This window comes from Austwickia sp. TVS 96-490-7B, from assembly GCF_019331795.1.
GTDB lineage: Bacteria > Actinomycetota > Actinomycetes > Actinomycetales > Dermatophilaceae > Austwickia.
Genome location: NZ_JAHPZL010000001.1, coordinates 354,397 through 379,375, shown reverse-complemented (window position 1 = coordinate 379,375; position 24,979 = coordinate 354,397). Strand labels below are relative to the sequence as shown.

Here is a 24,979-nt window from a genome sequence, read left to right as displayed (position 1 = left end):
CATGGGGATAACCCTGTGGATACACAAGGGCCCCTGTGGATGATCACACGCTATCCACAGGGGGGCCCTAATTTTTCCACAAGTTGTCCCCAACTTCTCCACAGATCTGAGGCAGTTATCCACCGGCCCTGCACAGGTCGCCGAGCCCCCTGTGGGCGGCATCGCAGGTCAGAGCTGCTGAATCGCGGGCTTGTCCACAGGTTTTTCCACAGGTGTGCATGACATCACTGCACGTCGCTGTGGATAAGGAGACGTTTTCCCCTGGCCTCATCGCCGAGTTGTCCACACCTGTGGACAAGTGTGTGGACAGGGTGATGATTCACAGTACTCCGGGCGTGTCGTACGGCTCCAAGAGCCGAATACAGTCGTAAATATCTGCTTTGACCTGGTCAAACGTGCTGTGCACAGGAGTTATCCACAATCCACAGGCTGCTTGTGGAGAACCTGGGGAACGGGCTCCGCGTCCACTCAGCCCACAACAGACCTGTGGATAGACATGACAACACCGTCCTGACACCGGCATCCCGGGTGTCAGGACGGTGACTTATCACGACGTCACCGGCCTCAGCCGACCGTGGTACGGATCCTCGTCGTCAGCTCGGTCACCTGGTTGAAGACGCTGCGTTTCTCCGCCATCAAGGTGCGGATCTTGCGGTCTGCATGCATGACCGTGGTGTGATCACGGCCGCCGAACTGCTGCCCGATCTTGGGGAGTGACAGGTCCGTCAGTTCACGACACAGATACATCGCGATCTGTCGAGCGGTGACCAGGACCCGTGATCGTGAGCTGCCACAGAGGTCTTCCACGCTCAGGCCGAAGTACTGAGCAGTCTGCGCCACAATCGCCGCAGCAGTGATCTGGTTAGCGTTACCGTCTGGCATGAGGTCGCGCAGGACGATCTCGGCCAGCGGCATGTCCACGCCTTGACGGTTCAAGCTGGCGAAGGCAGTCACCCGGATCAGCGCACCCTCAAGCTCCCGAATGTTGGTTGAGATCCGGGATGCGATGAAGTCCATCACTTCGTCGGGGATGGTGAGCCGCTCTTGTATCGCCTTCTTGCGCAGGATGGCTATCCGGGTCTCCAGGTCCGGAGGCTGGACGTCAGTGAGGAGCCCCATCTCGAACCGGGAGCGCATTCGATCCTCGAAACCCTGCAGCATCTTCGGGGCCACATCGCTGGTGATGACCACCTGCTTGTTGCTGTTGTGCAGGGTATTGAAGGTGTGGAAGAACTCTTCCTGCGTCTGCAGCTTGCCCCCGAGGAACTGAATATCGTCGATCAGCAAGACGTCCACCTCGCGGTACCGACGCTGGAAACTCGCAGCTTTGTCGTCGCGGATGGAGTTGATGAAATCGTTGGTGAATTCCTCGGAATTGACGTAGGTGACCCGGACATGCGGGTAGATCTGGCGGGCGTAGTGGCCGATGGCGTGGAGGAGATGCGTCTTACCGAGCCCAGAGTCTCCATAGACAAACAACGGGTTGTAGGCCTCAGCAGGTGCCTCAGCTACTGCGACGGCAGCTGCGTGAGCGAAACGATTGCTGGCACCGATCACGAAGCTGTCGAAGGTGTACTTCGGGTTGAGTCGAGCCTCAGTGGCAGCGTCCACGGTGGTGGGCGCTTCAGCTCGCCGTACCGGACCATCGATCTCGACAGGTGGCACCATCCGTGGGGAGGGCTCGTCCATGGTCGGGGCAGGTGACCCTGACCCGATGTCGGTCAGTGGCTGCTCTTCGACCGCACCGAGTTGAGTGCGCAGGTGGGGATCCACCGTGACCGCGACGTTCGTCGCCTCGCCCACCCGGGCACTTAAAGCGCGGGCGATGTCCTGACGGCACCGGGTTTCAACCACATCCTTGGTGAAGTCGTCAGGGACGGCCAAGATCGCCGTGCCGTTAAGAAGGCCGAGGAGACGGGCCTGATTCAAAAAAGCGCGATCGCGGGATGTCAGATCAAGTGATTCGAGAGCGTCACGCCAGACAGCGGCGTAGGCATCGGTCTGGTCTGTCACGTGGATATCCCTGCTGGTCGAGGCCTTGTCTGCCCGGTGGGGCAAGCAAGTATCGTACGCTCTCGGGTTGTCTTGCAGCTACTGACGTGACGAGTTGTCCACAGGATTATCAACAAGCTGTGTATAAATGCGCCTTGGCGGTGTCCCGGGTGTGAACCCTTGTTCTTGAATGTGTATCGATCATGTTCGGCGTCATCGTGTTGTCACCGCAGTTCTGTGCCGGGGTCACCGCGAACGATGCAAGCTGGATGTGGACATGCTGACGGATGTGCACCATGGCGAAGACGCGGGGCTATTCCTTTGTGAGCAGGCGCCGTTCATCAAGGCACGTCACAGTTGTTCTAGGCTGCTACAGCAGGATGGTTCCGTGATCGGGACAGGCAGTTTGACCTTGGTTCGCCAGGACAAGTAACGTGAGTTGCTGGCCTTCGTGGCCGTCTTCGCATGCCCGCATCCGGGTGCCGATGATTTTGCTCACGCGCCTTGTGCGGTTCATGAGCGTCGGCCTGACCGGTGTGGACGTCCGATTGCGGCCACAAAGAAGCCGTAAGCCGTACCCGCTCGTGACCGGAGACCATCGTGACCAAGCGCACTTTCCAGCCCAACAACCGTCGTCGCGCCAAGACGCACGGGTTCCGCAAGCGTATGGCTACCCGCGCCGGCCGCGCCATCCTCGCTGCGCGCCGCCGTAAGGGTCGCCTCGAGCTGTCGGCCTGAGCGCTGTCGGCGTGCTCCCTGCGCGCCATCGCCTACGGGACCGCACCGACATCACTGCTGCCGTGCGTGCCCAGCGCAAGGGCGGACCGCACCTCGTGGTGCATGCGATCAACACCGGCGCGCGGGCGGGTGCACCGCCCCGCGTCGGTTTCGTCGTGTCCAAAGCCGTGGGTACGGCAGTGGTGCGGAATCGGACTAAACGTCGGCTTCGTGCGCTCATGGCACCTCGGATGCTGCTCTTGCCCACCGGGCTGGACCTTGTCATCCGGGCGCTTCCCTCAGCTGCTGAGTGCGCATTCACTCAGCTCCAGGGAGACCTAGACCGACAGATCGCAGCTGTGTTGCGCCGGACGCCAGTACCCAGCCGCGCGCTGTCGGGCGACGGACCCAGCGAACAGGTCACTTGATGAACCTTTCATCAATCAGACCCATGCAGGTGATGACGCTTCCGATAGAGGCAGCGATCCGCTTCTACAGATCGTTTCTCTCACCACTGAAGGTCACACCGTCATGTCGGTTTTACCCCAGCTGTTCGAGCTACGCACTCACCGCTGTTCGCCGGTTCGGACCAGTGATCGGGGTGTGGTTAATGCTGCGACGACTGGTCCGGTGCCATCCTTGGAATGCTGGAGGTGTCGACCATGTCCCACCTCGAGGTGCTAATGGTCGCCCAAACTGGGAAGCTGCTCGTGCTGAGTTAGCCCGAAAGGAAGCTGTATGGGCACACACCGCACGCGGCGATGATCCTGATACCCCTGCTCATCATGAACCGTCAGGCCTAGCCTCGACGCGGCAATCCCCGATTGGTGGAGCGGAACATCACTCGATGGGAATCATGACCGACAGAGTCGACTCTGTCGTGACCGGCACGACAGACGCAATGATCGGGCGGCACAACGCCCCGAGACGAGGAATGCACTGATGTCTTGGTATGACCAGATGTTGTGGCCGCTGCGGTGGGCCGTCGAGTGGGTCCTCGTGGGATTCCACGCAGTCTTCAGCGCGGTGGGAGCCCCCCATGCCAGCGGATGGACGTGGGCCGCTTCCATCGCCGGTCTCGTTGTCGTCGTACGGATCCTCCTGATCCCGTTGTTTGTCAAGCAGATCCAGAGTTCTCGCCGTATGCAGCTCATCCAGCCGGAGTTGCAGAAGATCCAGGCGAAGTACAAAGGCAAGACGGACCCGGAGTCACGTCAAGCGCTGACCGAAGAAACGATGACGCTCTATAAGCGCACCGGTACCAACCCGTTCAGCTCCTGCATGCCGATCCTGCTGCAGATGCCGATCTTCTTCGCGCTGTTCAGCGTCTTAAATAACCTTGGACGGGTCGCCAGTAACGGGGTGCACGCTGCCGGACCGTTGACTGCTGACCTGGCGCGACAGGCTGACGAATCCACCCTCTTTGGTGCGCCCCTGAGCAGCACCTTCATGTACTCAGGATCTACCTCCGCGAAGATCCTCACGGTCGTCCTCATCATCTTGATGTCTGTGACGACGTTCTGGACCCAGCATCAGCTGATGCGGAAGAACATGCCTGCGTCCGCGCTGGACAACCCATTTGCCCAACAGCAAAAAATCCTGCTGTACGTCATGCCGGTGATCTTTGCCGTTTCAGGTGTGAACTTCCCCATCGGTGTGCTCATCTACTGGCTGGTCACCAACCTGTGGACTGCTGGTCAGCAGTACTACGTCATTAAGCGGATGCCAGCCCCTGGCAGCCAGGCAGAAAAAGACCTGGAGGAACGCCGGCGCCGTCAGGGTAAGGAACATAAAAAGTTCAGTATCCCTGGTCTGAGCCACGACAATGAGCAGGACTCAGAAGATCTGCCTTCTGCTGTACAGGAGCATGGATCTAAGCCTTCTGGGCAGCGACAGCAGCCGGTACGGCGTAAGAGCAAGCGCCGCTGAATTGTCCGATCGACATCGGTGTCCTGGCTGTTGGGTACATCGATGGATGTCCACCCAGCGGATGGATGAAATCCGCCCAGTCCCTCGAGGAGATCGCGATGAGTGAGCAGGAGAACAGTGCAGGCCTGAGCGCCGGTGCCACGGAGGTCATGCCAGACACCCCAGCTGTGTCGCGGGAAGACGAGAATGACATCTCCCAGGGCGAGGGAGGCGCTGTACGCGTCAAGCGACCTCTCAGCCAGGAACGCGCCGAAGAATTGGAGCGCGAAGGTGAAGTAGCCGCTGATTTTTTGGAACGGCTCTTGGACATCGCAGATCTCGACGGCGACATCGATGTCGATGTCGATGGTGATCGGGCTGCCGTGGCCATCGTTGACTCCGAGGACGGGCGCGTGCCCCGTCGACTAGTAGGGACTGAGGGCAAAGTTCTGGAAGCCCTTCAGGAACTGACCCGGCTCGCGGTGCAAGCATCGACTGGTGATCGCACCCGCCTCATGCTGGACGTGGCAGGGTACCGCGCGTCTCGTCGGGAGGCGGTACTGGTGGAGGCTCGGGACGCGATCAGCAAGGTGCGTGAAGGAGCAACCAAGGTCGCGCTGGAACCCATGACTGCGTTTGAACGCAAAGTTGTGCATGACGAAGTACTGGCTTCCGGATTGGTCAGTGAATCCGATGGTGCTGAACCTCGACGGTTCGTGGTGATTTACCCGCACTGATGTACCAGCAGACCCGCAGGATTCTGAGGATCCTGCGGGTCTGTCGTCCGACCACCATCGGTGAAGATTCGCAGGACGATGGGGGGCCGCTCCGATGGGACATGAGGCAACGCCGGAGACGCCACGGTGTGCAGGAAAGGTCAGAGACATGACAGATGAGGGGCAGCTGAGCGAGGGAAGCGGCCAGATCCCTCCGCCACCGCAGGCTGCTGTCGATCTCTGGGGGGATCGTCTCGGTCTGGCTCAGGCTTATGTCGATTTGTTAGCTGGAAGCGGCGTCTCGCATGGTTTGATCGGCCCCCGAGAGGTTCCTCGGCTGTGGGACAGGCATGTCTTGAACTGTGCCGTCGTCCAAGAGTTGATCCCTGCCGGGGCCAGCGTTGTCGACGTGGGTTCTGGGGCAGGACTGCCCGGCATTCCCCTTGCGATCACCCGGCCTGATCTTCAGGTGACCTTGGTAGAGCCGCTGTTACGGCGTACGAGGTGGTTGACCGCCACCATCGAGTCACTGGACCTGACGCAGGTGACTGTCCGTCGAGGTAAAGCTGAGGCTTTTGCGGGAGAACTCCAGGCTCCAGTGGTCACAGCACGTGCTGTGTCACGACTGAGCAACCTAGGATCATGGTGCTCTCCGCTGCTTCAGGACGGCGGACAATTGATGGCGCTGAAAGGAGAGTCTGCCCCAGAGGAGCTCCGCCAGGATTGGGCGGAGTTGTGCTCCCTCGGTTTTGTCGATGCTGAAGTTCGACAGGTCGGCATCGACGTGCTGTCGCAGCCCACCACAGTAGTGGTTTTGACGTACGACGCTCACCAGTCACGCCAGCCTCGGCCAGGCCAGCGCCGACAAGGCTCTTCCTCATCCACAGCTAGGGTGCCAGCGGCTGGTCGAGATCGACGCCGAGGAAGAATGCGCCCCCAACGGTAGATACCGATCGGCGCGGCCGCCACCTCTGATGTCCTTGACGCGATAGCGTGGGCAGTCATCGACCATGATCCGTCTTGATGACAGAGGAGAAGTCGGGATGCCCCATCGCGACGACGACGGTGTTGGGTGGCCACCAGTGGATCGAAAACGCGCCTACCAGGACCGTCTCGGATGGCCGTCTGTGTGGGGAACTGTCGCTGTTTCACGTGAAACAGTGTCACTGGACGACACTCATGCGACTGTTTCACGTGAAACATGGGCCAGCACCAGGTGGGAAGATGGCGAGGCTCTTGGTGATGTTTCACGTGAAACATCACCGTCCACCAGTCGTCGGCCGTGGATGCCAGCGTCATCGACAGTGCAGGATGACCCGGTGGATACATCATTGAGGGAGACTCGACTCAGGCCGGACCTCAGTCTCGCCGTCTCCTTGGACTCCCAGTCCACGGTGCTGGCTGGTGAGGTGACTGCTCCGATTCCTACGGGAATGCCGTTGTTGCCTCGCCCTCCGTCGCCCCGGGTGATTACGGTGGCCAACCAAAAAGGTGGGGTGGGTAAGACCACCACGGCAGTGAATCTGGCTGCCGCGTTAGCTCTGCGCGGACTCCGAGTGATGGTCATCGATGCTGACCCACAAGGTAACGCCAGCACTGCTCTGGGCATTGAGCACCGACCCGGCACCCCAGGGGTATATGAGGTGTTGATTGACGATGTCCCATTGCTGAACGTGGTGCGTCCTTGTCCTGATGTGCCAGGTCTCGACTGTGCGCCCGCCACGATCGATTTGGCCGGTGCCGAGGTGGAGCTCATCTCTTTCGTGGCACGAGAAACCAGACTTCAGCGCGCGATCAGGTCTTATCTGCAGCAATGCGGCGAACAGCGACCCGACTACGTCTTTGTCGATTGTCCGCCGAGTCTTGGCCTGCTGACCTTGAATGCCTTCGTCGCTGGCGATGAGGTGTTGATTCCGATCCAGTGTGAGTACTACGCCCTGGAAGGTCTCTCGATGTTGCTGAAAAACATTGAGATGATTCGCAAACACCTGAATCCGTCGCTGCACGTGTCCACCATGCTCTTAACGATGTATGACGCCAGGACCAAGCTGTCCTCCCAAGTAGCCGACGAAGTGCGGACCCACTTCCCAGAACTGCTGCTGCGAAGTCGGGTACCTCGATCCGTCCGAGTCTCCGAAGCTCCTAGCCACGGACTGTCTGTGATGACCTACGACCCAGCCAGTACCGGTGCCCTGTCCTATGCGGAGGCGGCAGCAGAACTGGCGATGCGTGCTTGGGGGCAGCGATGACTGAGAAGCGACGCGGCCTTGGTCGCGGCCTGGGAGCCCTGATCCCCACTGCTCCGGTGGTCGAAGGCAGGCCCACCGACGTCTTCTTTCCCGATGCGGGTGATGTTTCACGTGAAACCAGCGATGTTTCACGTGAAACATCGCGTGCAGACCTCCTCGTGGGCCGGTTCCCGATTCCCGACGTGGTTTCACGTGAAACATCACCGATGGACTCGCCAGTCGGGGATCGAATGAGTACGGCGTATGCGAACCCCCCGAGCTCCCCAGCGCCGCCGGGACAGCTGGCGTCAGACCGAGAGGTTTCACGTGAAACCGGCGATGTTTCACGTGAAACATCGTTGACTGATTCCCCGCAACGGACATCGGCTGAGTCTGACCCGACCGGTCTCAGAGATGTGCCTGGTGTGCACTATGCAGAGATTCCTCTTGACATGATCAGGCCGAATCCGCGACAACCGCGTACGGTCTTTGATCCTGACGAGCTCGCGGAGTTGGTGGCCAGCATCCAGGAGATCGGAGTTCTTCAACCTGTCGTCGTACGACGAGTCCCGATGCCCGACGCTGACTCAGCGGTGCTCTCGGGGGCTCCCAGCCCGGTGCAGTTTGAACTGATCATGGGGGAACGACGATGGCGTGCCTGCCAAGAAGCTGGCTTGTCTTCCGTGCCAGCACTGATCAAGGACACCGCTGATGATGACCTCTTGCGCGACGCTCTCTTGGAAAATTTGCACCGCAGCCAGCTGAACCCCCTTGAAGAAGCTGCGGCCTATCAGCAACTTCTCGACGATTTTGGGTGCTCGCACGAAGAGCTGGCTCAGCGCATCGGCCGGTCGCGACCACAGATCAGCAATACCGTCCGGCTCCTACGCCTTCCTCCTTTGGTTGCTCGTCGGGTGGCTGCAGGGGTGCTCTCGGCTGGCCACGCCCGGGCATTGCTCGGACTAGACGACGGAGCCGCGATGGAACGCCTGGCTCAACGGATCGTCGCTGAGGGTCTGTCGGTGCGTTCAGTCGAAGAAATCATCGCGATTGGTGGTCCCGGAGAGCCGGTGGCACCGCGGAAGGTGAGGTCCCTGCCAGAGCGGAATCACCGGCTTGATGACGTCGAGACCCGGCTCGCTGAGCGCCTTGACACTCGAGTCCGAGTAGCGATGGGGAAGCGAAAAGGGAAGGTGACGGTGGAGTTTGCCACGCTTGATGACCTCGACCGTATCTTGGCTCTCGTAGAAGGGCGCTGACCAGATGCCGACCGCTGTCGAGGGCCGATTTCGACTGGTCCCCGCGGTGTATGTGCTCCTGCAGCGGACTCATGGTGGTGGCCGCGAGGTCCTCTTGCAGTTGAGGCGCAACACGGGATTCATGGATGGACATTGGGCCAGTGGGGCGGCGGGACATGTCGAACTGGGTGAAAGTGTTCACGCCGCAGCAGTACGGGAAGTCCGCGAGGAACTCGGCATCACCATCACTGCAGATGATCTTGTCCCGTTAACGGTGTTGCATAAACGGGACGGAGATGACGCGCCTCTCAGCCAACGCGTCGATTTCTTCTTCACGTGTGATCGGTGGCACGGGGTTCCCACGATCCAAGAGCCACTTAAATGTGGTGGCCTCGACTGGTTTTCTCTCTCTGTCCTGCCGACGCCGGTTGCTCGCACAGAACTGTTTGTCCTGACTCAGCTGGCTGCGGGACAGGTGTCACTGATGTCGTCGCTGGGCTTCGATTCGGATTAGCAGCAGTGAACACTCTCCGAGATCCCATCCGGACGTCACATGAACCGATGGTGGGAGACGAGAAATCGTCTCCCACCATCCGGGTATCACCAGGAACGATTCGGATCAATGAATAGCCCTGGAGCGTGGATCGAACTCAGATAAAGTCGGCCAGTTCACGCAACAGCATTGGCTTGGGCCGAGCGCCAGTGATCGACTTGACGACCTGTCCACCAGAGTAGAGATTCATCGTAGGAATGCTCACGATGCCATACTCGGCAGCAGTGGCCTGGTTGGCCTCAATGTCCATCTTGACGATGGTCAGCTTCTCACCGTGTTCCGCTGCGATCTCTTCAAGGATCGGGCCGACCTTACGGCATGGACCGCACCACTCTGCCCAGAAGTCCACGAGGACAGGCTTGTCGCTCATCAGCACGTCCTCAGCGAATGTGGCGTCAGTGGTCTCTTTAAGTGTTCCCACAGAAGTTCCTTTCATCGATGTTCCACAACAATGTCGGTCCAGGAAGTGCGCTGCACAGCAACGCAGTGGGGGCTGGTCAGACACACTTCCGACACCGTCACGCAGATCTGAGCTAAATGATCAGACCGTCAATGAGGCCTCTGCTGCGACAGCTGTACCGGCATCCTCGAGCTCAGCGAGGAAACGCTCCGCATCCAACGCTGCTGAGCAACCCGAGCCAGCAGCGGTGATGGCCTGACGGTAGGTGTGATCGACCAGGTCACCACAGGCGAAAACGCCACGGACGCTGGTCATGCTCGACCGGCCTTGGCACACCACATATCCTTCGTCATCCAGCTCGACCTGGCCGCGCACCAGTTCATTACGCGGGTCGTGACCGATGGCGACGAAGACCCCTGTCACCGAAATATCGCGCTCGGCGCCAGTCTGGGTGTCCTTCAACGTGACTCCAGAAACTTTGTTGTCCCCATGAATCGCGCTGATCTGAGAGTTCCAGGCAAAAGTGATCTTCGGGTTACTGTGTGCCCGCTCAGCCATAATTTTGCTGGCACGCAATTCGTCGCGACGGTGCACCAACGTCACCGACTTGGCGAACTTCGTCAAGAAGGTCGCCTCCTCTACAGCGGAGTCCCCGCCACCGACGACGACAATGTCGTGGTCACGGAAGAAGAAACCGTCGCATGTGGCGCACCAGCTGACACCGCGGCCAGAGAGTCGCTTCTCGTCTTCCAAGCCGAGCTCGCGGTACGCCGAGCCCATCGCCAGGATCACAGCGTGGGCGCGATGCTCCACACCCGCTCCGTCAGTCACGACTTTGATGTCGCCAGACAGGTCCACTGCGGTGACATCGTCAGCCACGAGCTCAGCGCCAAAGCGCTCAGCCTGGGCCCGCATGTTGTCCATCAGATCGGGGCCCATGATGCCTTCGGGGAACCCCGGGAAGTTCTCGACCTCGGTGGTGTTCATCAACGCGCCACCGGCAGTGACCGAACCAGTGAAAACCAAGGGAGCCAGATTTGCGCGGGCCGCGTACACGGCGGCGGTGTAGCCGGAGGGGCCCGAACCGATGATGATGATCTGGCGTACGTCGTCCGTCATACATGCTCCTCAATCACGATCAGCAGACACCCGCGGGTGTCCAGTGGAGAGCACCGAGGCAGGTTGCCCGCGGTACAACCGTCGCCCGGCCCACTCGTCGACGATGAAACATCGCGAGGACTCCCATCATTCCAGGAACCCTCCGATCATCAGCGGCTTCGCGTCGATGTCGTAACTGCCGGCCAGAATCAGTGTCGAACGGAAAAGGACGGATGCTCATAATCCGTACGGTCCCGCGATCAACCCCGGATCCCCCTCGGTGCAACTGCGCCTGACGACGCGTACCTGCTCCACCCCTTCGTGCTGAGATGCCACTACTGCCACTGGTTTGCCTTCGTAGGTGGCAACGTCCACCACGACGGAGGCATCGCTGGGGATGTCCAACGCCTGAAGACATCGCTCCAACCCCGTCAAGGTCGAGAGACGCCCCGACTTTGACGTGACCGGACCGAGATGCGCAGTTGAAGCTGAGGACAGCAACTGCTTCGCCTTGGGGAGGAGCTCAGCCGGCACATAGGTGTGTGGCGACTCTCCCCACATCGTTAACCCTTGCCGCTGCGGACTGCTCGGTGGGTTGATTCCGCTCTGACCGTGTGCCATCACTGCCGATGAATCGTGGGATTCATGCGGATTTGCCCCGTGGTCAGGAGACTCACCGACCTCCGTGCTGAGTGACGGCGTACCCTCATCTGTGGGGCCAGGGCCGGTCAGCGCACGAGATAACGCGGACTCAGGTTGCTGCAATGACGTCGCTGCCATCACACCGGCAGCCAACACCGCCGTCGCCGTACCTAAGGCTCGCCAACACCGCCGAGAGATCGATTTGGTGCCTCGCCCAGCAAAAAGGGCGTAGTGGACATCCTCTGCACGCTGCGACTCCTCCCGCAACGATGCATTGATGCGATCGACGAGGTCTCGTGGCATCGGCGCAGGATCAGGAAGTGTCGACAGCAGGCGCTGCACGCCGGTGGGGTCGTCGTCGTGGGGAGAGTGCTTCGGCGTTTCCGGTTCCTTGCTGGCCACCTGGCGAATCCCCTATCTCCCGAAATGAGGGTTGAGTTCCTCCACCCGCAGCATGCCGTGACCTGTGCTCAACAGCGTGCCCCATTGGAAGGATTCCACTCAGAGGACGGTTCGGACCCCCGAAGAGGTTCCCAGAAAGTCTGAAAGTGATCTCCGTCTCGACGATGACGGGAAAGATGATGCAGCTCAGAGGTGGGATAATCCGGGCACCGCTGTGGACGATGTCAGGCTCTCAGCAAGGACATATTCCCAGCTCACAGGGTGACAACAGGTCGATTCAGGAAATCATTAACCCAGCGGGACGATCTCATTGAGCGCCACCCGGAACCCACCGTTGTCCTTCGCCGCTTTGGTGAACCACACCATGACGTACGCCGCACGTGGCGCGTCAGTCACCTCAACCGTCGTCGTCCCCGTGGCCTCGGAGAACGACCCGACCTTCGTCGCACCCGTGATCTCCGGGCGATCCGAGACGTAGATCGCACCGGTCTGCGATGTTTCCCCGAACGACAATTTCACCTGTTTCAGCGCTGTGGGCGAGCCCAGTTGAAAGGCAGCGCCCACCCCACGGTTTCCGTCGCCGCCCCAGCCGGGATCACTGAGGTACCGCTCTGAAGCCCACCGGGTGGCGGGATCACCGTCGAACGCCCTGGGGAGTTGGCCGTCGTTCTCCGAACCGTCACCGTACGGATCGACACTGACTCCCTTGACGATGGATATCGGCTTGCCTGGGGCTGCCGGCGTCGAAGAATCCGCAGGCACTCGACTTGATGCCGGACCCGCTGCTGAAGGCTTCGCAGGTTGAGGTGCGTCATCACCGCCACTTACTGCCTGCAACAACACCACCATCGCAATGAGCAGCGCTACCACGACTGTCGCAGCCACAATGCTCAATACCAACCGTGAATGCGTTCCCGGCGGATCCTCAGGCACGAAATGCAGCAAAGGACCAGCGGACGGATACTCCGACGGGGCACTGGGAATGTCAGAGAGTCGAACCGAGTGCTCTAGCTCTCGACGCTCAGCTTGCTCTGCGGCTTTCCGGGTGGCGTACTGCTCTTTCTTCAGTTGTGCTTTATCTGCAGCAGCTCGAGCGAAGGTGCCTAATTTAGCGACGGCTTCACCCGGATGGTGGCGAGCCGCTTCCGTCGTCTCTTCGCTGGGAGAACGATGAGGTCCAGAGCGGTCCGAGGCCTTCTCCGTGGCGTTGTCCGGGCTCTGCGGCACTGATGCCGCTACTGGGGCGTCGGTCTTCCTTGGCCGACCGCCCGGCGAGATCTGCATGGGTGCAGGCCCCGCAGGAGCGGGCGAAGCAGGAGCGGCCGAAGCAGGCGCAGGGCGTGCCGGACGAGGCGTTGGCGACTTTGCCGCAAGGCTAGGCGGAGGCGCAGCAGGCTCCTGTCGTCGACCCTGAGGAGGCGGGGCTGTCGCCAACGATGGCGGCGCGGACTCGCCCCGGGGAGGCGCTGTCGGCTGTGCTGCTGGAGCTTTGCTGTCTTTGGTCGCAGGCACACCTGGTGTTGCCGGGCCTACCACCGGAGGTCCCTGCGGCGGCGGCGCCGAAATGGGAGGGCGCTTGCGTCCAGGTTGCTGGGGCATGGGTTGGGTTTTCTGCGCAGCGGAGGCGAGACGGTCTTCTCTCGAAGGTTTGTTCGCGGTAGGCCGGGCCCCACTCTTAGCCGATGCCGACGATTCCGCTGGGGATGACGGTGCCGCTGCTGGGGTGTCGTCGCCCGTGGCTTCCTTGGGGGCTGACTGGTCCTGGGACGGTGCGGCGGTGTTCTTGCGCTGCTTCCCTGGACGCCCCGACTGCACCGGCAGGGCCTTAGTGGTGTCGTCGTCATTGTCAGACGTGGGTTTTGCGGCAGGAGAGGGCTTGTGCTTCTTCAGAGCGGTCGTGACCTCATCGTCAGGACCCTGTGGGTGCTGATCCATGTTGAGGCCACTCGACGGTCGGTGTGGTTTCGCTGGCTCCTTGGCGTCATCATCACGGACGCTCATGGTGTCCCCTGGCCTGGGATCGGAACCGGGAAGATCGGGTTCTTCGGTCGAAGGTGTTGCAGCTGCAGCTGATTCATGTTTTTTAGCCCCTGGCACTGCTGGTGTGGTCGGTCGTGCTGATGACTTCTGAGAAACCGGGTCCGGGTTGTATAAAGACGGACGCCACGGCGCGACTTCGCGAGCCAGTTGGGCCGGACCCACCGGTCCCGGTTTGCCGTTGAGTGCAGTCCGGCAAAGCATGTCGAGATCAGCGGGGACACCAGCCGCAATCTCTGATGGTGCCGGGACCCCACCCACGACCTTCGGCGCAGGAAGAACGCCCGCCACGGAGGTTGGCAATGGCCACCGCGTGGTCATGGCGTAATACGCCAAAGCGAGCAAACCCACGCTGTCAGCGCGTGCGGCATCCTCAGTGGTGGGTTCTTCACCACCGTCCAAAGCGATCGCCGTACCTAACCCGCTGATGAGGACACCACCGGTGGTGGTGACCTGCACCATGTACGGCGTCAACCTCATGTGGTGCATCCCCCGGCGGGCCGCGACCGCCAAACACGACGACGCTTCACCCAGTAATGTCCTGGCCTGCTCGCCAGTCAGGGGCTTGTCCTCAATGACGTCAACCAAGGAGCGGGTATCCCGGTGGTGTTCCTCGACCACCCAGGACACTCCATCGGTGCTTCCGACGTCGAGAACCCGCACCAATCGGTGATCTCGGACATGTGCAGCACGCCGTGCCGCATCCAACATCCCCGCTGCTCCGTCGGAATCTGCGGGCACCAGCGTGACGCTGACCTCGGCCTGCAACGTGGTGTCTGTCGCCGTCCAGGACTCTCGACCGTCCGCGGAGGTGAGCAGACGCTCGTCGAGGGTATACCGGCCGCCAATAATGCGCCCGGGCGCTAACTCCTGCACGCCAACTCCTTCAGTGTGGCCGGCGCGCCCCACGGCGTGCCCTTCACCTCCCACGGCCATCTTAGAGGGGAGTGCGGGTCAGGCCCTGTGCGCGCCCTTGCGCGATCCGGAAGCCGCATCGTGCTGCACCCCGGTTTTCTTGCGGGAAAGGCCCTCGACACGTCGTAGTAAAGGTCCCAACAAGTCGTTCAGATCGCGGATCCACAGCCACCTCGCCGACACGACGTAGATGACCAAGAAGGCAGCACCGCCGAGGACGAGAGTGAGGAGAGCCCCAAACCGATCCGGGAGCAACCATTGCAGAATTCCTACGACCAGCAAAGTCCCCAACCCGGCAGTCAGTGAGGCGAACAAAGCCCGGGTCCAGCTCTCCCAGACGTCGATCATCGGCATGTCATCCAGACGCTGACCCACCCACCGCAGCCCTACCAGCGCGGCAACAATGTCTGAGGCCACCGCGGCAGCTGCCACCCCCAAAGCGCGGTGCTCCGTCCCGAAGAGCATCACGGCCGCCACTGAACCGATCGAGAAGATGACTGCTGCCAAGAACGACAACCAGAACGGAGTCCTGGCGTCCTCAAAGGCATAGAAGACCCGCTGCACCAGGTACATCACGCCGTAGGGCAGCAGAGCCAACGACAACAACATGAAAACCTGTGACACCTCACGGGTGGTTTGGATGTCATTGCCGCTGAAAACGATGGAGGTGCCCGCGTTGGCCAGGCACAAGGCGGCGATGGTGGTCGGAATCAACGCGACACCAATCAGCCGCAAACCCCGCCGAAGATGCGTGCGTACGCCGTAGATGTTTTTCCGAGCAGCCGCAGTGGACATCTGCGTGAACAAGGTGGTCGCCAAGGACACGGTGATCAGACCATGTGGCGTCATGAACAGGAAGAAGGCATTGTCATAACCAAGTTTTCCCAGACCAGAACCAGTGCTGGAGGTCAATACCTGGGAACTCACCGCCAAGGCAACCTGTGTCACCCCGATCCCCGCGAACGTCCATCCAGCGACCTTCCCTGCGGAGCTCAACCCGATCCCGCGGAAACCGAACTTCGGATGAAACCGCCACCCGGACCGCAACAACGGCACGATCAGAATCAAGGCCTGCAAGGTCACCCCGAGGGTGAAGGAGCCGCCGATGATGATGATCGAAGACATTGACCAATCCGACAGCTTGGTGCCCACGTCGGGGTGGAGGATCATGAACGATCCCATCCCGATCAACCAGACGATGTTGCACAACGCCGGGGCCCACCCGTAAGCGCCGAACATTTTCTTGGCGTTGAGCACCTGACCCAGGACCGTGTAGACGCCGTAGAAAAAGATTGCTGGCAGCACCGTGTAGGCAAACTTCACCGACAAGGCAAACGTCGGGGAGTCAGTCGGCCATGAGGCAAAACTCGACACCAGCACGGGTGCTAGCGGTATGGTCAGCGCCGTTGTCACACCCAAACAGATGAATGACAAGGTCAGCAGACGGTCGATGAAGTCCTTGCCCCCGTCCGCTGACTGCTCAGCACGGGTCAGCTGTGGGACGAAGATGGCATTGATGGCACCAGCCGCCAGCAGCATGTAGACGGTGGTAGGGAGAATGCTTGCTACTTGCCAGGCATCGCCCGCGGCAGTGTTTACCCCAAATAGTGCAGCAATCAACGACATTCGTACGACGCCAAGAACTCGGGAGACCAAGCTCCCGGAGGCCATCAGAGCGCTGCCACGGGCCACTCCGTCGTCCTGCGTGGACTTCTTCTCCCCTGGGGTGGGCGACGTCGAGTCCGCGGACGCCTCAGGAGCGGTTCCGGTGGTCATTCGAGGTCGATCTCCTTGAGGTCCTCAGCGCTGACACGGGGACGATTATGACGGATCGTCCGCAATAGGCCCACGAGGAAGATCACCCCGGTGGCTCCTCCGAGTCCCAGGATGAGCCAACCATTGGTCGGTTGGACATGCACCGACAAAGTGGTGTCCGGAACACCTAGTCGTGTGCCATCAGGAGTAGTCAACTCCGTAGCGATGACAACAGTTCCGGCTGCTACTGACTCGGCAGGGATTCGTACCGTGGCTCGACTTCCTGCTGCCACGCTCACTGGCTGTGCTGATTCAGGGACACGAAGTCGTGGGCTTCGTCCGGGAGGAACCAGGCGAAGTTGGAGGTCATGAACATCAATGCTCAACTTGTTGACCACTGTGACCTGAATCATTCCGGAGTCGGCAAAGAAGTTTACCTGGCTCGGGATGACCGACACACCTTCGATCAAGGAAGAGACTCTGCCGTCCAAAAGTCGACGGGCCTCTTCCCATTGGCCAGCCCGGCCCCGCCAACGCACCGAGAGCAGGCTCCACAAGTCTTGGCTCACTGCAGAGGGGTCGACCGGGCGAGTGTTAGCGGTGGGCTGAGCCGCTGGAGCGGTGGTCGATGTCGGCCCGGCCAACGCGCTGGAGAAGCCCTGCAGCCGGTCGACATCGTGTTCCATAGCGCCGAGGCGGGACGGGTCTAGCGGCGACCCGCCAGCATCGATCGCACCTGAAGGGACTTGTCCAGTGGGGAGTTGCGTGACGGTAGCTTCGGGGCTGCGGGCGGTGGTCAGCAGGCTTCCGGTGGAGATACTGCGCAGCCAGGGTGTCGATCGGGCAATCGACAACATGCTGTTCAACGTTGACGGCTGCGGATTCAACGATCGAGGTGCCACCGCGAGGAGGCGACGGGCCTTGCCCGGTGACTGCTGGAGCAGCGTCATCGTCTCAGCGAGGAAGCGTTGGACCAGACCGACCCGGTCCGGTGCGGAGCTGTTGGCCAAGAGTTTGCTGAGCGTCTCGTCATAGGCCAAGACAGCTGTGCCATCAGATAGTCGCCGGGCCGCATCTGCCGCCGCAGCGGGTGCGGCAGGTCCTGCTGGTCCAGCAGCCGATCCTGGTGCCGTTGCGCCGGAGGGGAGGAGCAGTGACGCAGGGCGATCTGGGCCGTAACCGCTTTTGAGCTCCCCGAATTGTTGTTGAGTCAACGAAGAGGTCGGCCAGGCCACCGGGGTGCTGTCTGGAGACACCCGATCAGCGAGGCGACGGTCAGAGCGCAACACCGAGGCCAGATGTTCCTTGGATACCCCACTGCCCAACAAAGCGGCCAGATCAGGGTCCCCCGAGGGAAGCTCCCATAACGGATGAGTCGTGGCCAGCGAAGACAGTCGTTCTGCGAGCCCAGCACGAGGCCCGCTGCCTGCGGGAGACCCTGGCGATGGTGATGGGGAGGGAGATGAGCCGTTGGGCGAGGACGTAGAACTGGTCGCAGCACCAGATGGTGGCGCCTCAGTGCCGTTCTTCGAGTTGTCCTTGCCAGGGTCCTTGGGCAAGGCACCGGTCAGCGCAGGATCGACGGCATAGGTCACGTCGGCGTCATTAGTGCCCTTGAGAATCCGGTCGATGCGGGATCCGTCCTTGACCGCTCTCTCCCAGGCGCGTTCCCGAGTGCCCGGGTCAGGGGAGACCATCTCCGGGTCCGGGTCAGCGGTCAGAGGGATCGCTACAGCTAAAGAGATGGGTTCGTATTCTTTAGTGCGTTCAAATGGCAAGAACGTAGCGAGGGTGGACGTTTGACCCTGTCGGCTCGCCTCCACGACCAGAGGAAGGACGCCGTACGACGCAGGGAAGGAAAGGCGGGCGGCAGGAATCTTCACGGTCACCTGGGTGCCGTCTTTGCGGGCGGTGACCGGAGTGTCAGCGGAGACCACTGGAAGGGTCGCGACGTCTCGGTCGGCGTCCAACTCGGCGCGGGATAAGAGCGCACCACCGGCGCGCACCCGCACTGTGGTGTCCAGTCGATCGGCGGTCAGGGCCTTCACATTGACCTGGACCGTAATGTCCTTGCCTGGGCTGGCGACGGTGGGGCTGAGATTATCTACCTTCAGCGCAACACCGGCAGCAACCGTGGAGCGGGGCATCAACTCGGGGTGGGGGGTAGTCGCGGTACCAGGTTGCACATCCGCGGGTGACGCATTGGTCACCATCTTCTTCGATATGACTTCAGTGACGGGTTCAGACGCGGGGGCTGAGGCGGGATCCGCCGCCCATGCGGGCATCACCCCACAGCCGAGGGCCATCACGACGACTGTCGTGGCACAACTGTTCCGGGTCATTCGCCTGCGTCGTGCCATTGCGCGGTCACGACGCTCTCGGGGCGTCATCGTTGTCCAGCCAGCCTCTCCCAGGCCACTCTCGCGATCCGGCGCTCGTTGGGGAATGTCAGACGTTCGTGCACGGACGTCAACGGAAACCACCGCACGTCGATCGCTTCATGGTCCGGGTCGTTCTCCACTGTGAGTTCTCCACCGATGGCTTCTAGCAAATAATGATGGACCACCTTGTGGATCCGGCGATCCTGCGTCGAGAACCAGTAGTCGATCGTCCCCAACACGGTGAGCACCCGGCCCTCAATGCCGGTCTCCTCAGCGACCTCCCGAGCAGCTGTCTGCTCCAAGGTCTCTGATCCTTCCTGATGTCCCTTTGGAAGACACCACTCCACCCGCCCAGCTCGGTTCCGCCGGGCGATCACCGCAATTCTGGCCTGACCTTCCACGACGTCGACCACGATCCCACCGGCTGAGGTCTCCACCACCGCCGGTAACCGGCGCACTGGCCGGTCGGGTCGTGGAGGCGTGCTCATTCCGTCACTGTAACGGGACCGGGGTGCCAGTCCATGTGGGTCTAGCGCTCGCTCTCTTGCGTGCTGGCCTCCCCCTGGGGCGACCTCACGTCGGTGGTAGCCCGGTCGAGCGCATCCGCCGTCCACAGATCTATGGCACCTCCCCTAGGCTTGGGAACTGTGTCTTCTCCTGCTCAGACCCAGATCGACGACCTCTTGAAAGAGGCCGTACGCCGTCTCGCCCCTGTCCTACCTGTCCTTGGCGAGCTCGGCGAGATATTCGCGGCCGCAGGACATGAGCTGGCCCTGGTGGGAGGTCCAGTTCGCGACGCTTTCCTCGGTCGGTGCGCACCTGACCTGGATCTGACCACCTCAGCTCGTCCAGAAGAGATCGAGAAACTCACGGCTGGCTGGGCGGATGCCCAGTGGGATGTGGGGCGGGCTTTCGGCACGATTGCGCTGCGCAAGGGTGCAGATCTCATCGAGATCACCACCTATCGGGCTGACTCCTACGACCACACGACGCGGAAACCGACGGTGGAGTTTGGTGATGATCTGGTCGCGGACTTGGTCCGGCGAGATTTCACCGTCAACGCGATGGCATTGCGGCTTCCCTCCCTGGAGTTCGTCGACCCACACGGGGGCCTAGCTGATCTGGCAGCACGGCGCCTGGACACTCCTGGGGCTCCTGAGGTCAGTTTTGCTGATGACCCCTTGCGGATGATGCGGGCGGCCCGGTTTGTCTCTCAGATCGGGTTTGACTTGGCTCCTGAGGTGCGTACGGCGATGGTCGAGATGGCTGAGTCGCTAGGAATGGTCTCGGCGGAGCGGTTGCGGGATGAGTTCACGAAATTGATGTTGGGTGCTGACCCGGTCGCGGGGATCCGGGTGATGGTGGACACCGGCTTGGCCGAGCGAGTCGTGCCGGAGTTATCCGCGCTGCGGCTAGAGATTGATGAACATCATCGCCACAAGGACGTGTACGAGCATTCCTTGACGGTGTTGCGGCAAGCCATCGCACTGGAATCTGCCCCTGATGCCGACCCTGACGAGGATGCCGGGGTGGTGGGAGGCGTCGTACCAGGCCCGGACTTGGTGCTGCGGTTGGCAGCCTTGCTGCATGACATTGGCAAGCCGCCAACTCGGCGTTTTGAAAGTGGGGGCGGGGTCAGCTTCCATCATCACGAGGTAGTCGGGGCGAAGATGACGACCCGACGGATGCGCGCGTTGCGTTATGACAAGGAAACGACTCGGTCGGTGGCTCGGCTGGTTGAGCTGCATCTGCGCTTCCATGGGTACGGCGGGGGTGAATGGACCGACTCCGCCGTACGTCGTTATGTCACGGACGCGGGGCCGATGTTGTCTCGACTGCACCGTCTGACGCGGGCGGATTGCACCACCCGGAACGCCAAGAAAGCGGCTCGACTCTGGCGAACGTACGACGAGTTGGAGGCACGTATCGCCCGACTCACCGCTGAGGAGGAGTTGAAGAAGGTCCGGCCTGAGCTCGACGGCAACGACATCTCAGCGATTCTCGGGATCCCCCCAGGGCCGGTTCTGGGACGTGCCTACAAGCATCTGTTGGCGTTCCGCCTGGACGCCGGTCCGGTGGGCAAGGAAGCCGCTGAGGCTGAACTGCGTCGGTGGTGGGCAGAACAAGCTGAGTGCGGTGACTGACGCACCCTGCGGGTGACTCGTGATACCGCTGCAGCTGGCTCAGGCCCGGAGGTCTCTACGCTCGAAGAGCAGGTACGACACGGCGATGAGCATGAGACAGACAGCGCCCAAGAGCGCCAATCCGCCCATGTCGACGCCGTGTCGCAAGGGTGTTGCGCCGTAGGCCCAGTGGAAGGGTGAAAGCTGCGGGAGCCAGTCGGCGACCTTACCTCCCATGTGGTGGAGGAACCACCCGCAGATGCCGACGAGCGTGGCGAGACTCGAAGCTACTGCTCGACGGGCCCCTGCTGCTCCGGCTGCGAACGCGGTTAACGCGTGGAGCGCGGTGAGTAACCCCAGGGCGAGTCCTTCCCCGAGCAGTCCCGCAGCGGTCAGGCCCAACTGTGATGGTGCGGAGAAAGCCGCCACAGTGAGAGCGAGCAGGGCGGTCATGCCGAGCACAATGCCTAGTAGGGCGACCAGTCGCGCGCTGATCAGGGCGCGCCGGTCGGTGGCATGGGCCAGAGTCATCTCTAGCGATCCCGATTCCTCGTCGCCAGCGATGGCGGCTGCTCCGGTGCTGATTCCCAGGACGAGCATGAGGAGCAACCCGAGCATCCCGAAAATCATCTGATGGGTATATCCCCACCCCGTAGAGATCGTCACGATGTCCATGCCAAACGAATCGATCATGCCTTGAGGCATCACCGCGAGCTTGTCGCCGATGAGACCGCTGTCTCGCATGGACGGAAATAGCGGCAGGTAGAGCAGACAGATGCTGATCAAGCCGAGTCCCCACCCGAGCAGGGCACGTCGTGCATCCAGCAGCCATCGAGCGCAGATCGTCCAGGTGTTCATCGGATCGTCCTGCCGGTGCCGGTCGAGGGGTCATCGTGGTCGAATTGCCGGGGGCAACAGGCAGGGTCGGTGTAGAGCCGCATCACGGCTTCCTCCAGATCGGGACGCGCGGCGTCCAGGTCGAGCACGGTGAATCTGGCCGCTGTTTTCACGACCTGATCTGGTGGCCCGTCCGTGGTGATGGCCAGCGTGGTGGTCTCTGTCGGCTCGCCTGCGGTCGCAGAGGGAATGACCTCGACGGATTTGACGCCGGGAAGGCAAGCGAACACCTCAGGGGAGATGGAGCCCGCCAAGCGCAGGGTGATCCGCGGGGCCACGCTGGCGCGCAGGACTGCAACCGTTGATTCCAGGACGACCTCGCCGCGGCGTAGGACGATCACGTGGTTCGCTGCCTGGTCAATTTCGGAGAGCACGTGGCTGGACAGGAAAACGGTCTGACCGGCATCTCGAGCCTCCCGAACCATGCCGAGGAATTCGGCTTGGACGAGCGGATCCAAGCCGGAGGTGGGTTCGTCGAGGATCAACAGTTCAGGGCGGTGAGCAAACGCTTGGATCAGTCCGACCTTCTGCTTGTTGCCTTTAGAGAGACCACGCACGGTCTTGGTGGGGTCAAGGTCGAGCCGTTCGGCCAGCGGGAGCCAGGCCGTACGACAAGGGGTTGTCCGATCGTTTCCGGACAGCTTCAGGTAGTGGTCGAGCAAGGTGGCCACGTCGTACCGACCGTTGAGGCGAAGCTCGCCGGGCAGATAGCCCATCCGTGACCTGAGGGCGGCTCCGCCGCTGCGGGGGTCGTGTCCGAGCACCCGGACCTCACCGCGGTCTGGGCGCAGGATGTCGAGCAGGATCCGCATGGTGGTGCTCTTTCCAGCGCCGTTGGGGCCGATGAAGCCGACCACGTCCCCCGTGGGCACGGTGAGGTTGATGCCGTGGAGCGCGACGTGGACGCCGTAACTCTTGTGGAGTCCGCGGACGTCGATGGCTGCGGTCATGGCTCCTCCGGTGTCGGCGGTGGCTGGGGCGGTGCGGCGGGGGCCTCGGGGGAGGTTTCTGGGGCGAAATCGACCGGGGCGGTGAGCATCCCGTGGGTGTAGAGGTCCACAGTGAATGCGGTGTAACGGTCCAAGACGGCTGGGTCGAGGATTGACTCGCCCCCAAGGTGACGAGCGATCTGGGTGTCAAAGAGCATCAAGCCCAGGCTGATGGCCGCTGTGATGACGGCTCGGGCGTGGGGATCGCCGTACGGACGGATCGTCCCGCTGGCTTCGCCGACACTCAAGGAAGAGGTGATGTCAGCGACGAAGTGGTCAAAGAAAGCGTCGGCGGTGCTGCCGCCGTCATGAATGCTGCGTTGCAGATAGGCGTACAGCACGACGAACTCTGGCCGTGCAGCGAAGTATTCAGCGCGCGTCGGCAGTGACATCCCAGAGAGTACGGCGGTGTGTTCCCGGCGGAACCAGGCGAGCAGGTATTCGTCGCAGGATCTGCGAAGGGCGGTTTTGCTGCCGAAATGGTGGATCACTAGAGCGGGGGAGACTTTTGCCCGAGCGGCGATGCTACGCACGGTCGCTGTGCTGAAACCGCTGTCAGCGAATTCAGCGAGAGCCGCGTTGCGGATGCGAGCACGGGCAGTCAGATCATCCTCGACTGAACTCATGTTTAATATGCTAAACACAAGTTCAGTCGATGGTCAATGGCACCATGGCCGATCGCACTCCGCCACTGACGACGAGGGCCCCGCACCAGTACTCCACGGAGTAGGTGCGGGGCCCTGCTTGGTTCGTGATCGACGAGGTCAGCAGGGAGTCTCAGCTCGGATGAACGCTTCCACTTGGGCCCGTCCGATGTCGTCGGGACGTTGTTCCGGGGGGGACTTCATCAGGTACGCCGCCGGAGACAGCAACGGCCCCCCGATGCCCCGGTCGAGTCCGATCTTCGCTGCTCGAATCGCGTCAATGATGATGCCCGCAGAGTTCGGGGAGTCCCAAACCTCCAGTTTGTATTCCAGGTTCAATGGAACATCCCCGAAGGCGCGCCCCTCCAGACGGACATACGCCCACTTGCGGTCGTCAAGCCACTGCACGTAGTCGCTCGGGCCGATATGAACGTCCCGACCCTTGATCTCTTGCTGCAGGTTTGAGGTCACTGACTGGGTCTTGGAGATCTTCTTAGACTCCAGTCGCTCACGTTCCAGCATGTTCTTGAAGTCCATGTTGCCGCCGACGTTGAGCTGGTAGGTCCGGTCGAGGACGACGCCTCGATCCTCAAACAGTTTGGCCATCACTCGATGGGTAATCGTGGCCCCAACCTGGCTCTTGATGTCGTCTCCGATGATCGGGACTCCAGCCTCACGGAACTTCGCAGCCCATTCGGGGTCACTGGCAATGAAGACGGGCAAGGCGTTGACGAAGGCGACCTTCGCATCGATGCAGCACTGTGCGTAGAACTTGTCGGCCTCTTCCGAGCCCACGGGCAAGTAACTGACGAGGACATCCACCTGACGCTCGCGGAGAACCTCGACGATGTCGACTGGCGCTTCGGGCGATTCCTCAATGGTCTGTCGGTAGTACTTACCCAGTCCGTCGTAGGTGTGGCCGCGTTGCACGGTGACCCCGAGTTCAGGGACGTCGCAGATACGGATCGTGTTGTTCTCCCCGGCCATGATCGCCTTGGACAAATCGGTGCCGACCTTGCGGGTGTCGACGTCGAAAGCGGCCACGAATTCCACATCGTGGACGTGGTAGCCACCGAATTCAACATGCATGAGTCCGGGGATGCTGACCCCAGGGTCGGCATCGGCGTAGTAGTGCACACCTTGGACGAGAGAGCTGGCGCAATTACCGACGCCAACGATGGCGACACGGATGGTGCTCATAGGGGTCCTTTCCGGGGTGGGGTGACAGCAATGAGGTACGTCGACCTGCTTGTTTCCGGGTGCTGAAGGCCCAGGGGAGATGGCAACTGCCAGGGAGCTCCGGCGCTCGTTGCCGGAGCAGATGCTGCACGCGACGATACAGAA

At 61.5% G+C, this 24,979-nt stretch carries 22 protein-coding genes; 10 read left to right on the top strand and 12 right to left on the bottom strand.

Going from position 1 to position 24,979, the window contains the following annotated elements; all coding sequences use genetic code 11:
* Positions 1 to 564: 564 nt before the first annotated feature.
* Positions 565 to 2,013 carry a chromosomal replication initiator protein DnaA gene (gene dnaA / locus KEM60_RS01675; RefSeq protein ID WP_219105753.1) on the bottom strand — a complete coding sequence of 483 codons (1,449 nt, stop codon included), beginning with the start codon at positions 2,011 to 2,013 and terminating at the stop codon, positions 565 to 567.
* 579 nt (positions 2,014 to 2,592) lie between these two features.
* Between dnaA and rpmH the strand changes: the two genes are divergently transcribed.
* From rpmH to KEM60_RS01630, 9 genes are all read left to right on the top strand, one after another.
* Complete coding sequence (gene rpmH / locus KEM60_RS01670; protein ID WP_219105752.1) at positions 2,593 to 2,730, top strand: 50S ribosomal protein L34; 138 nt, start codon at positions 2,593 to 2,595, stop codon at positions 2,728 to 2,730.
* Between the two features lie 11 nt (positions 2,731 to 2,741).
* On the top strand, positions 2,742 to 3,137 hold the full coding sequence (rnpA, locus tag KEM60_RS01665) for a ribonuclease P protein component (RefSeq protein ID WP_219105751.1): 396 nt from the start codon (positions 2,742 to 2,744) through the stop codon (positions 3,135 to 3,137).
* Complete coding sequence (gene yidD, locus KEM60_RS01660; protein WP_219105750.1) at positions 3,137 to 3,652, top strand: membrane protein insertion efficiency factor YidD; 516 nt, start codon at positions 3,137 to 3,139, stop codon at positions 3,650 to 3,652. Before rnpA ends, yidD begins: the two co-directional genes overlap by 1 nt.
* Positions 3,652 to 4,638 carry a membrane protein insertase YidC gene (gene yidC / locus KEM60_RS01655; RefSeq protein ID WP_219105749.1) on the top strand — a complete coding sequence of 329 codons (987 nt, stop codon included), beginning with the start codon at positions 3,652 to 3,654 and terminating at the stop codon, positions 4,636 to 4,638. Before yidD ends, yidC begins: the two co-directional genes overlap by 1 nt.
* A 98-nt stretch (positions 4,639 to 4,736) precedes the next feature.
* Positions 4,737 to 5,354 (top strand): R3H domain-containing nucleic acid-binding protein, encoded by a 618-nt coding sequence (locus KEM60_RS01650; protein WP_255574123.1) that lies wholly within the window; start codon positions 4,737 to 4,739, stop codon positions 5,352 to 5,354.
* Between the two features lie 148 nt (positions 5,355 to 5,502).
* The gene (gene rsmG, locus KEM60_RS01645; protein WP_219105748.1) at positions 5,503 to 6,279 is read left to right on the top strand and encodes a 16S rRNA (guanine(527)-N(7))-methyltransferase RsmG; all 777 of its coding nucleotides are present in this window, start codon (positions 5,503 to 5,505) and stop codon (positions 6,277 to 6,279) included.
* A gap of 373 nt (positions 6,280 to 6,652) precedes the next feature.
* A complete protein-coding gene (locus KEM60_RS01640; protein ID WP_370626253.1) occupies positions 6,653 to 7,582 on the top strand; it encodes a ParA family protein in 930 nt (309 codons plus the stop codon).
* On the top strand, positions 7,579 to 8,820 hold the full coding sequence (locus KEM60_RS01635; RefSeq protein WP_219105746.1) for a ParB/RepB/Spo0J family partition protein: 1,242 nt from the start codon (positions 7,579 to 7,581) through the stop codon (positions 8,818 to 8,820). Before KEM60_RS01640 ends, KEM60_RS01635 begins: the two co-directional genes overlap by 4 nt.
* Before the next feature lie 4 nt (positions 8,821 to 8,824).
* Positions 8,825 to 9,313: an NUDIX domain-containing protein gene (locus KEM60_RS01630; RefSeq protein ID WP_219105745.1), complete on the top strand. Its 489-nt coding sequence runs from the start codon at positions 8,825 to 8,827 to the stop codon at positions 9,311 to 9,313.
* 136 nt (positions 9,314 to 9,449) lie between these two features.
* Here KEM60_RS01630 and trxA read toward each other — a convergent pair whose 3' ends face one another.
* The 7 genes from trxA to KEM60_RS01595 form a co-directional block, all read right to left on the bottom strand.
* Entirely contained in the window at positions 9,450 to 9,788 is a 339-nt protein-coding gene (gene trxA, locus KEM60_RS01625; protein WP_370626251.1) for a thioredoxin, read from the bottom strand.
* A gap of 105 nt (positions 9,789 to 9,893) precedes the next feature.
* On the bottom strand, positions 9,894 to 10,871 hold the full coding sequence (trxB, locus tag KEM60_RS01620) for a thioredoxin-disulfide reductase (RefSeq protein WP_219105744.1): 978 nt from the start codon (positions 10,869 to 10,871) through the stop codon (positions 9,894 to 9,896).
* A gap of 216 nt (positions 10,872 to 11,087) precedes the next feature.
* A complete protein-coding gene (locus tag KEM60_RS01615) occupies positions 11,088 to 11,894 on the bottom strand; it encodes a hypothetical protein (RefSeq protein WP_219105743.1) in 807 nt (268 codons plus the stop codon).
* 288 nt (positions 11,895 to 12,182) lie between these two features.
* Positions 12,183 to 14,807, bottom strand: coding sequence for a protein kinase family protein (locus KEM60_RS01610; RefSeq protein WP_219105742.1), 2,625 nt, complete (start codon positions 14,805 to 14,807; stop codon positions 12,183 to 12,185).
* 78 nt (positions 14,808 to 14,885) lie between these two features.
* Entirely contained in the window at positions 14,886 to 16,622 is a 1,737-nt protein-coding gene (gene murJ, locus KEM60_RS01605) for a murein biosynthesis integral membrane protein MurJ (RefSeq protein ID WP_219105741.1), read from the bottom strand.
* Complete coding sequence (locus KEM60_RS01600; RefSeq protein WP_219105740.1) at positions 16,619 to 18,943, bottom strand: DUF6049 family protein; 2,325 nt, start codon at positions 18,941 to 18,943, stop codon at positions 16,619 to 16,621. Before KEM60_RS01600 ends, murJ begins: the two co-directional genes overlap by 4 nt.
* A 44-nt stretch (positions 18,944 to 18,987) precedes the next feature.
* On the bottom strand, positions 18,988 to 19,470 hold the full coding sequence (locus KEM60_RS01595; RefSeq protein WP_219105739.1) for an NUDIX hydrolase: 483 nt from the start codon (positions 19,468 to 19,470) through the stop codon (positions 18,988 to 18,990).
* A gap of 132 nt (positions 19,471 to 19,602) precedes the next feature.
* On the opposite strand from KEM60_RS01595, the gene KEM60_RS01590 reads away from it, so the two are divergent.
* Positions 19,603 to 21,126: a CCA tRNA nucleotidyltransferase gene (locus tag KEM60_RS01590; RefSeq protein ID WP_219105738.1), complete on the top strand. Its 1,524-nt coding sequence runs from the start codon at positions 19,603 to 19,605 to the stop codon at positions 21,124 to 21,126.
* A gap of 39 nt (positions 21,127 to 21,165) precedes the next feature.
* On the opposite strand, the gene KEM60_RS01585 is transcribed toward KEM60_RS01590, so the two are convergent.
* The 4 genes from KEM60_RS01585 to KEM60_RS01570 all read right to left on the bottom strand — a co-directional run bounded on the left by KEM60_RS01585 (position 21,166) and on the right by KEM60_RS01570 (position 24,835).
* Positions 21,166 to 21,963 (bottom strand): ABC transporter permease subunit, encoded by a 798-nt coding sequence (locus KEM60_RS01585; protein ID WP_219105737.1) that lies wholly within the window; start codon positions 21,961 to 21,963, stop codon positions 21,166 to 21,168.
* Entirely contained in the window at positions 21,960 to 22,952 is a 993-nt protein-coding gene (locus tag KEM60_RS01580) for an ABC transporter ATP-binding protein (protein ID WP_219105736.1), read from the bottom strand. Before KEM60_RS01580 ends, KEM60_RS01585 begins: the two co-directional genes overlap by 4 nt.
* A complete protein-coding gene (locus KEM60_RS01575; protein ID WP_219105735.1) occupies positions 22,949 to 23,617 on the bottom strand; it encodes a TetR family transcriptional regulator in 669 nt (222 codons plus the stop codon). The genes KEM60_RS01580 and KEM60_RS01575 overlap by 4 nt, the downstream gene beginning before the upstream one ends.
* 138 nt (positions 23,618 to 23,755) lie before the next feature.
* A complete protein-coding gene (locus KEM60_RS01570; protein WP_219105734.1) occupies positions 23,756 to 24,835 on the bottom strand; it encodes an inositol-3-phosphate synthase in 1,080 nt (359 codons plus the stop codon).
* Positions 24,836 to 24,979 lie beyond the last annotated feature (144 nt).

Bases quoted from the DNA above. Each gene is read 5' to 3' on its own strand.
- trxB (WP_219105744.1), bottom strand. From the start codon at position 10,871: ATGACGGACGACGTACGCCAGATCATCATCATCGGTTCGGGCCCCTCC.
- KEM60_RS01650 (WP_255574123.1), top strand. From the start codon at position 4,737: ATGAGTGAGCAGGAGAACAGTGCAGGCCTGAGCGCCGGTGCCACGGAG.
- KEM60_RS01630 (WP_219105745.1), top strand. From the start codon at position 8,825: ATGCCGACCGCTGTCGAGGGCCGATTTCGACTGGTCCCCGCGGTGTAT.
- KEM60_RS01595 (WP_219105739.1), bottom strand. From the start codon at position 19,470: ATGAGCACGCCTCCACGACCCGACCGGCCAGTGCGCCGGTTACCGGCG.
- KEM60_RS01590 (WP_219105738.1), top strand. From the start codon at position 19,603: ATGGCACCTCCCCTAGGCTTGGGAACTGTGTCTTCTCCTGCTCAGACC.
- KEM60_RS01585 (WP_219105737.1), bottom strand. From the start codon at position 21,963: ATGAACACCTGGACGATCTGCGCTCGATGGCTGCTGGATGCACGACGT.
- KEM60_RS01635 (WP_219105746.1), top strand. From the start codon at position 7,579: ATGACTGAGAAGCGACGCGGCCTTGGTCGCGGCCTGGGAGCCCTGATC.
- KEM60_RS01575 (WP_219105735.1), bottom strand. From the start codon at position 23,617: ATGAGTTCAGTCGAGGATGATCTGACTGCCCGTGCTCGCATCCGCAAC.
- KEM60_RS01580 (WP_219105736.1), bottom strand. From the start codon at position 22,952: ATGACCGCAGCCATCGACGTCCGCGGACTCCACAAGAGTTACGGCGTC.
- trxA (WP_370626251.1), bottom strand. From the start codon at position 9,788: ATGAAAGGAACTTCTGTGGGAACACTTAAAGAGACCACTGACGCCACA.
- KEM60_RS01570 (WP_219105734.1), bottom strand. From the start codon at position 24,835: ATGAGCACCATCCGTGTCGCCATCGTTGGCGTCGGTAATTGCGCCAGC.
- KEM60_RS01600 (WP_219105740.1), bottom strand. From the start codon at position 18,943: ATGACCCGGAACAGTTGTGCCACGACAGTCGTCGTGATGGCCCTCGGC.
- murJ (WP_219105741.1), bottom strand. From the start codon at position 16,622: ATGACCACCGGAACCGCTCCTGAGGCGTCCGCGGACTCGACGTCGCCC.
- yidD (WP_219105750.1), top strand. From the start codon at position 3,137: ATGAACCTTTCATCAATCAGACCCATGCAGGTGATGACGCTTCCGATA.
- rsmG (WP_219105748.1), top strand. From the start codon at position 5,503: ATGACAGATGAGGGGCAGCTGAGCGAGGGAAGCGGCCAGATCCCTCCG.
- yidC (WP_219105749.1), top strand. From the start codon at position 3,652: ATGTCTTGGTATGACCAGATGTTGTGGCCGCTGCGGTGGGCCGTCGAG.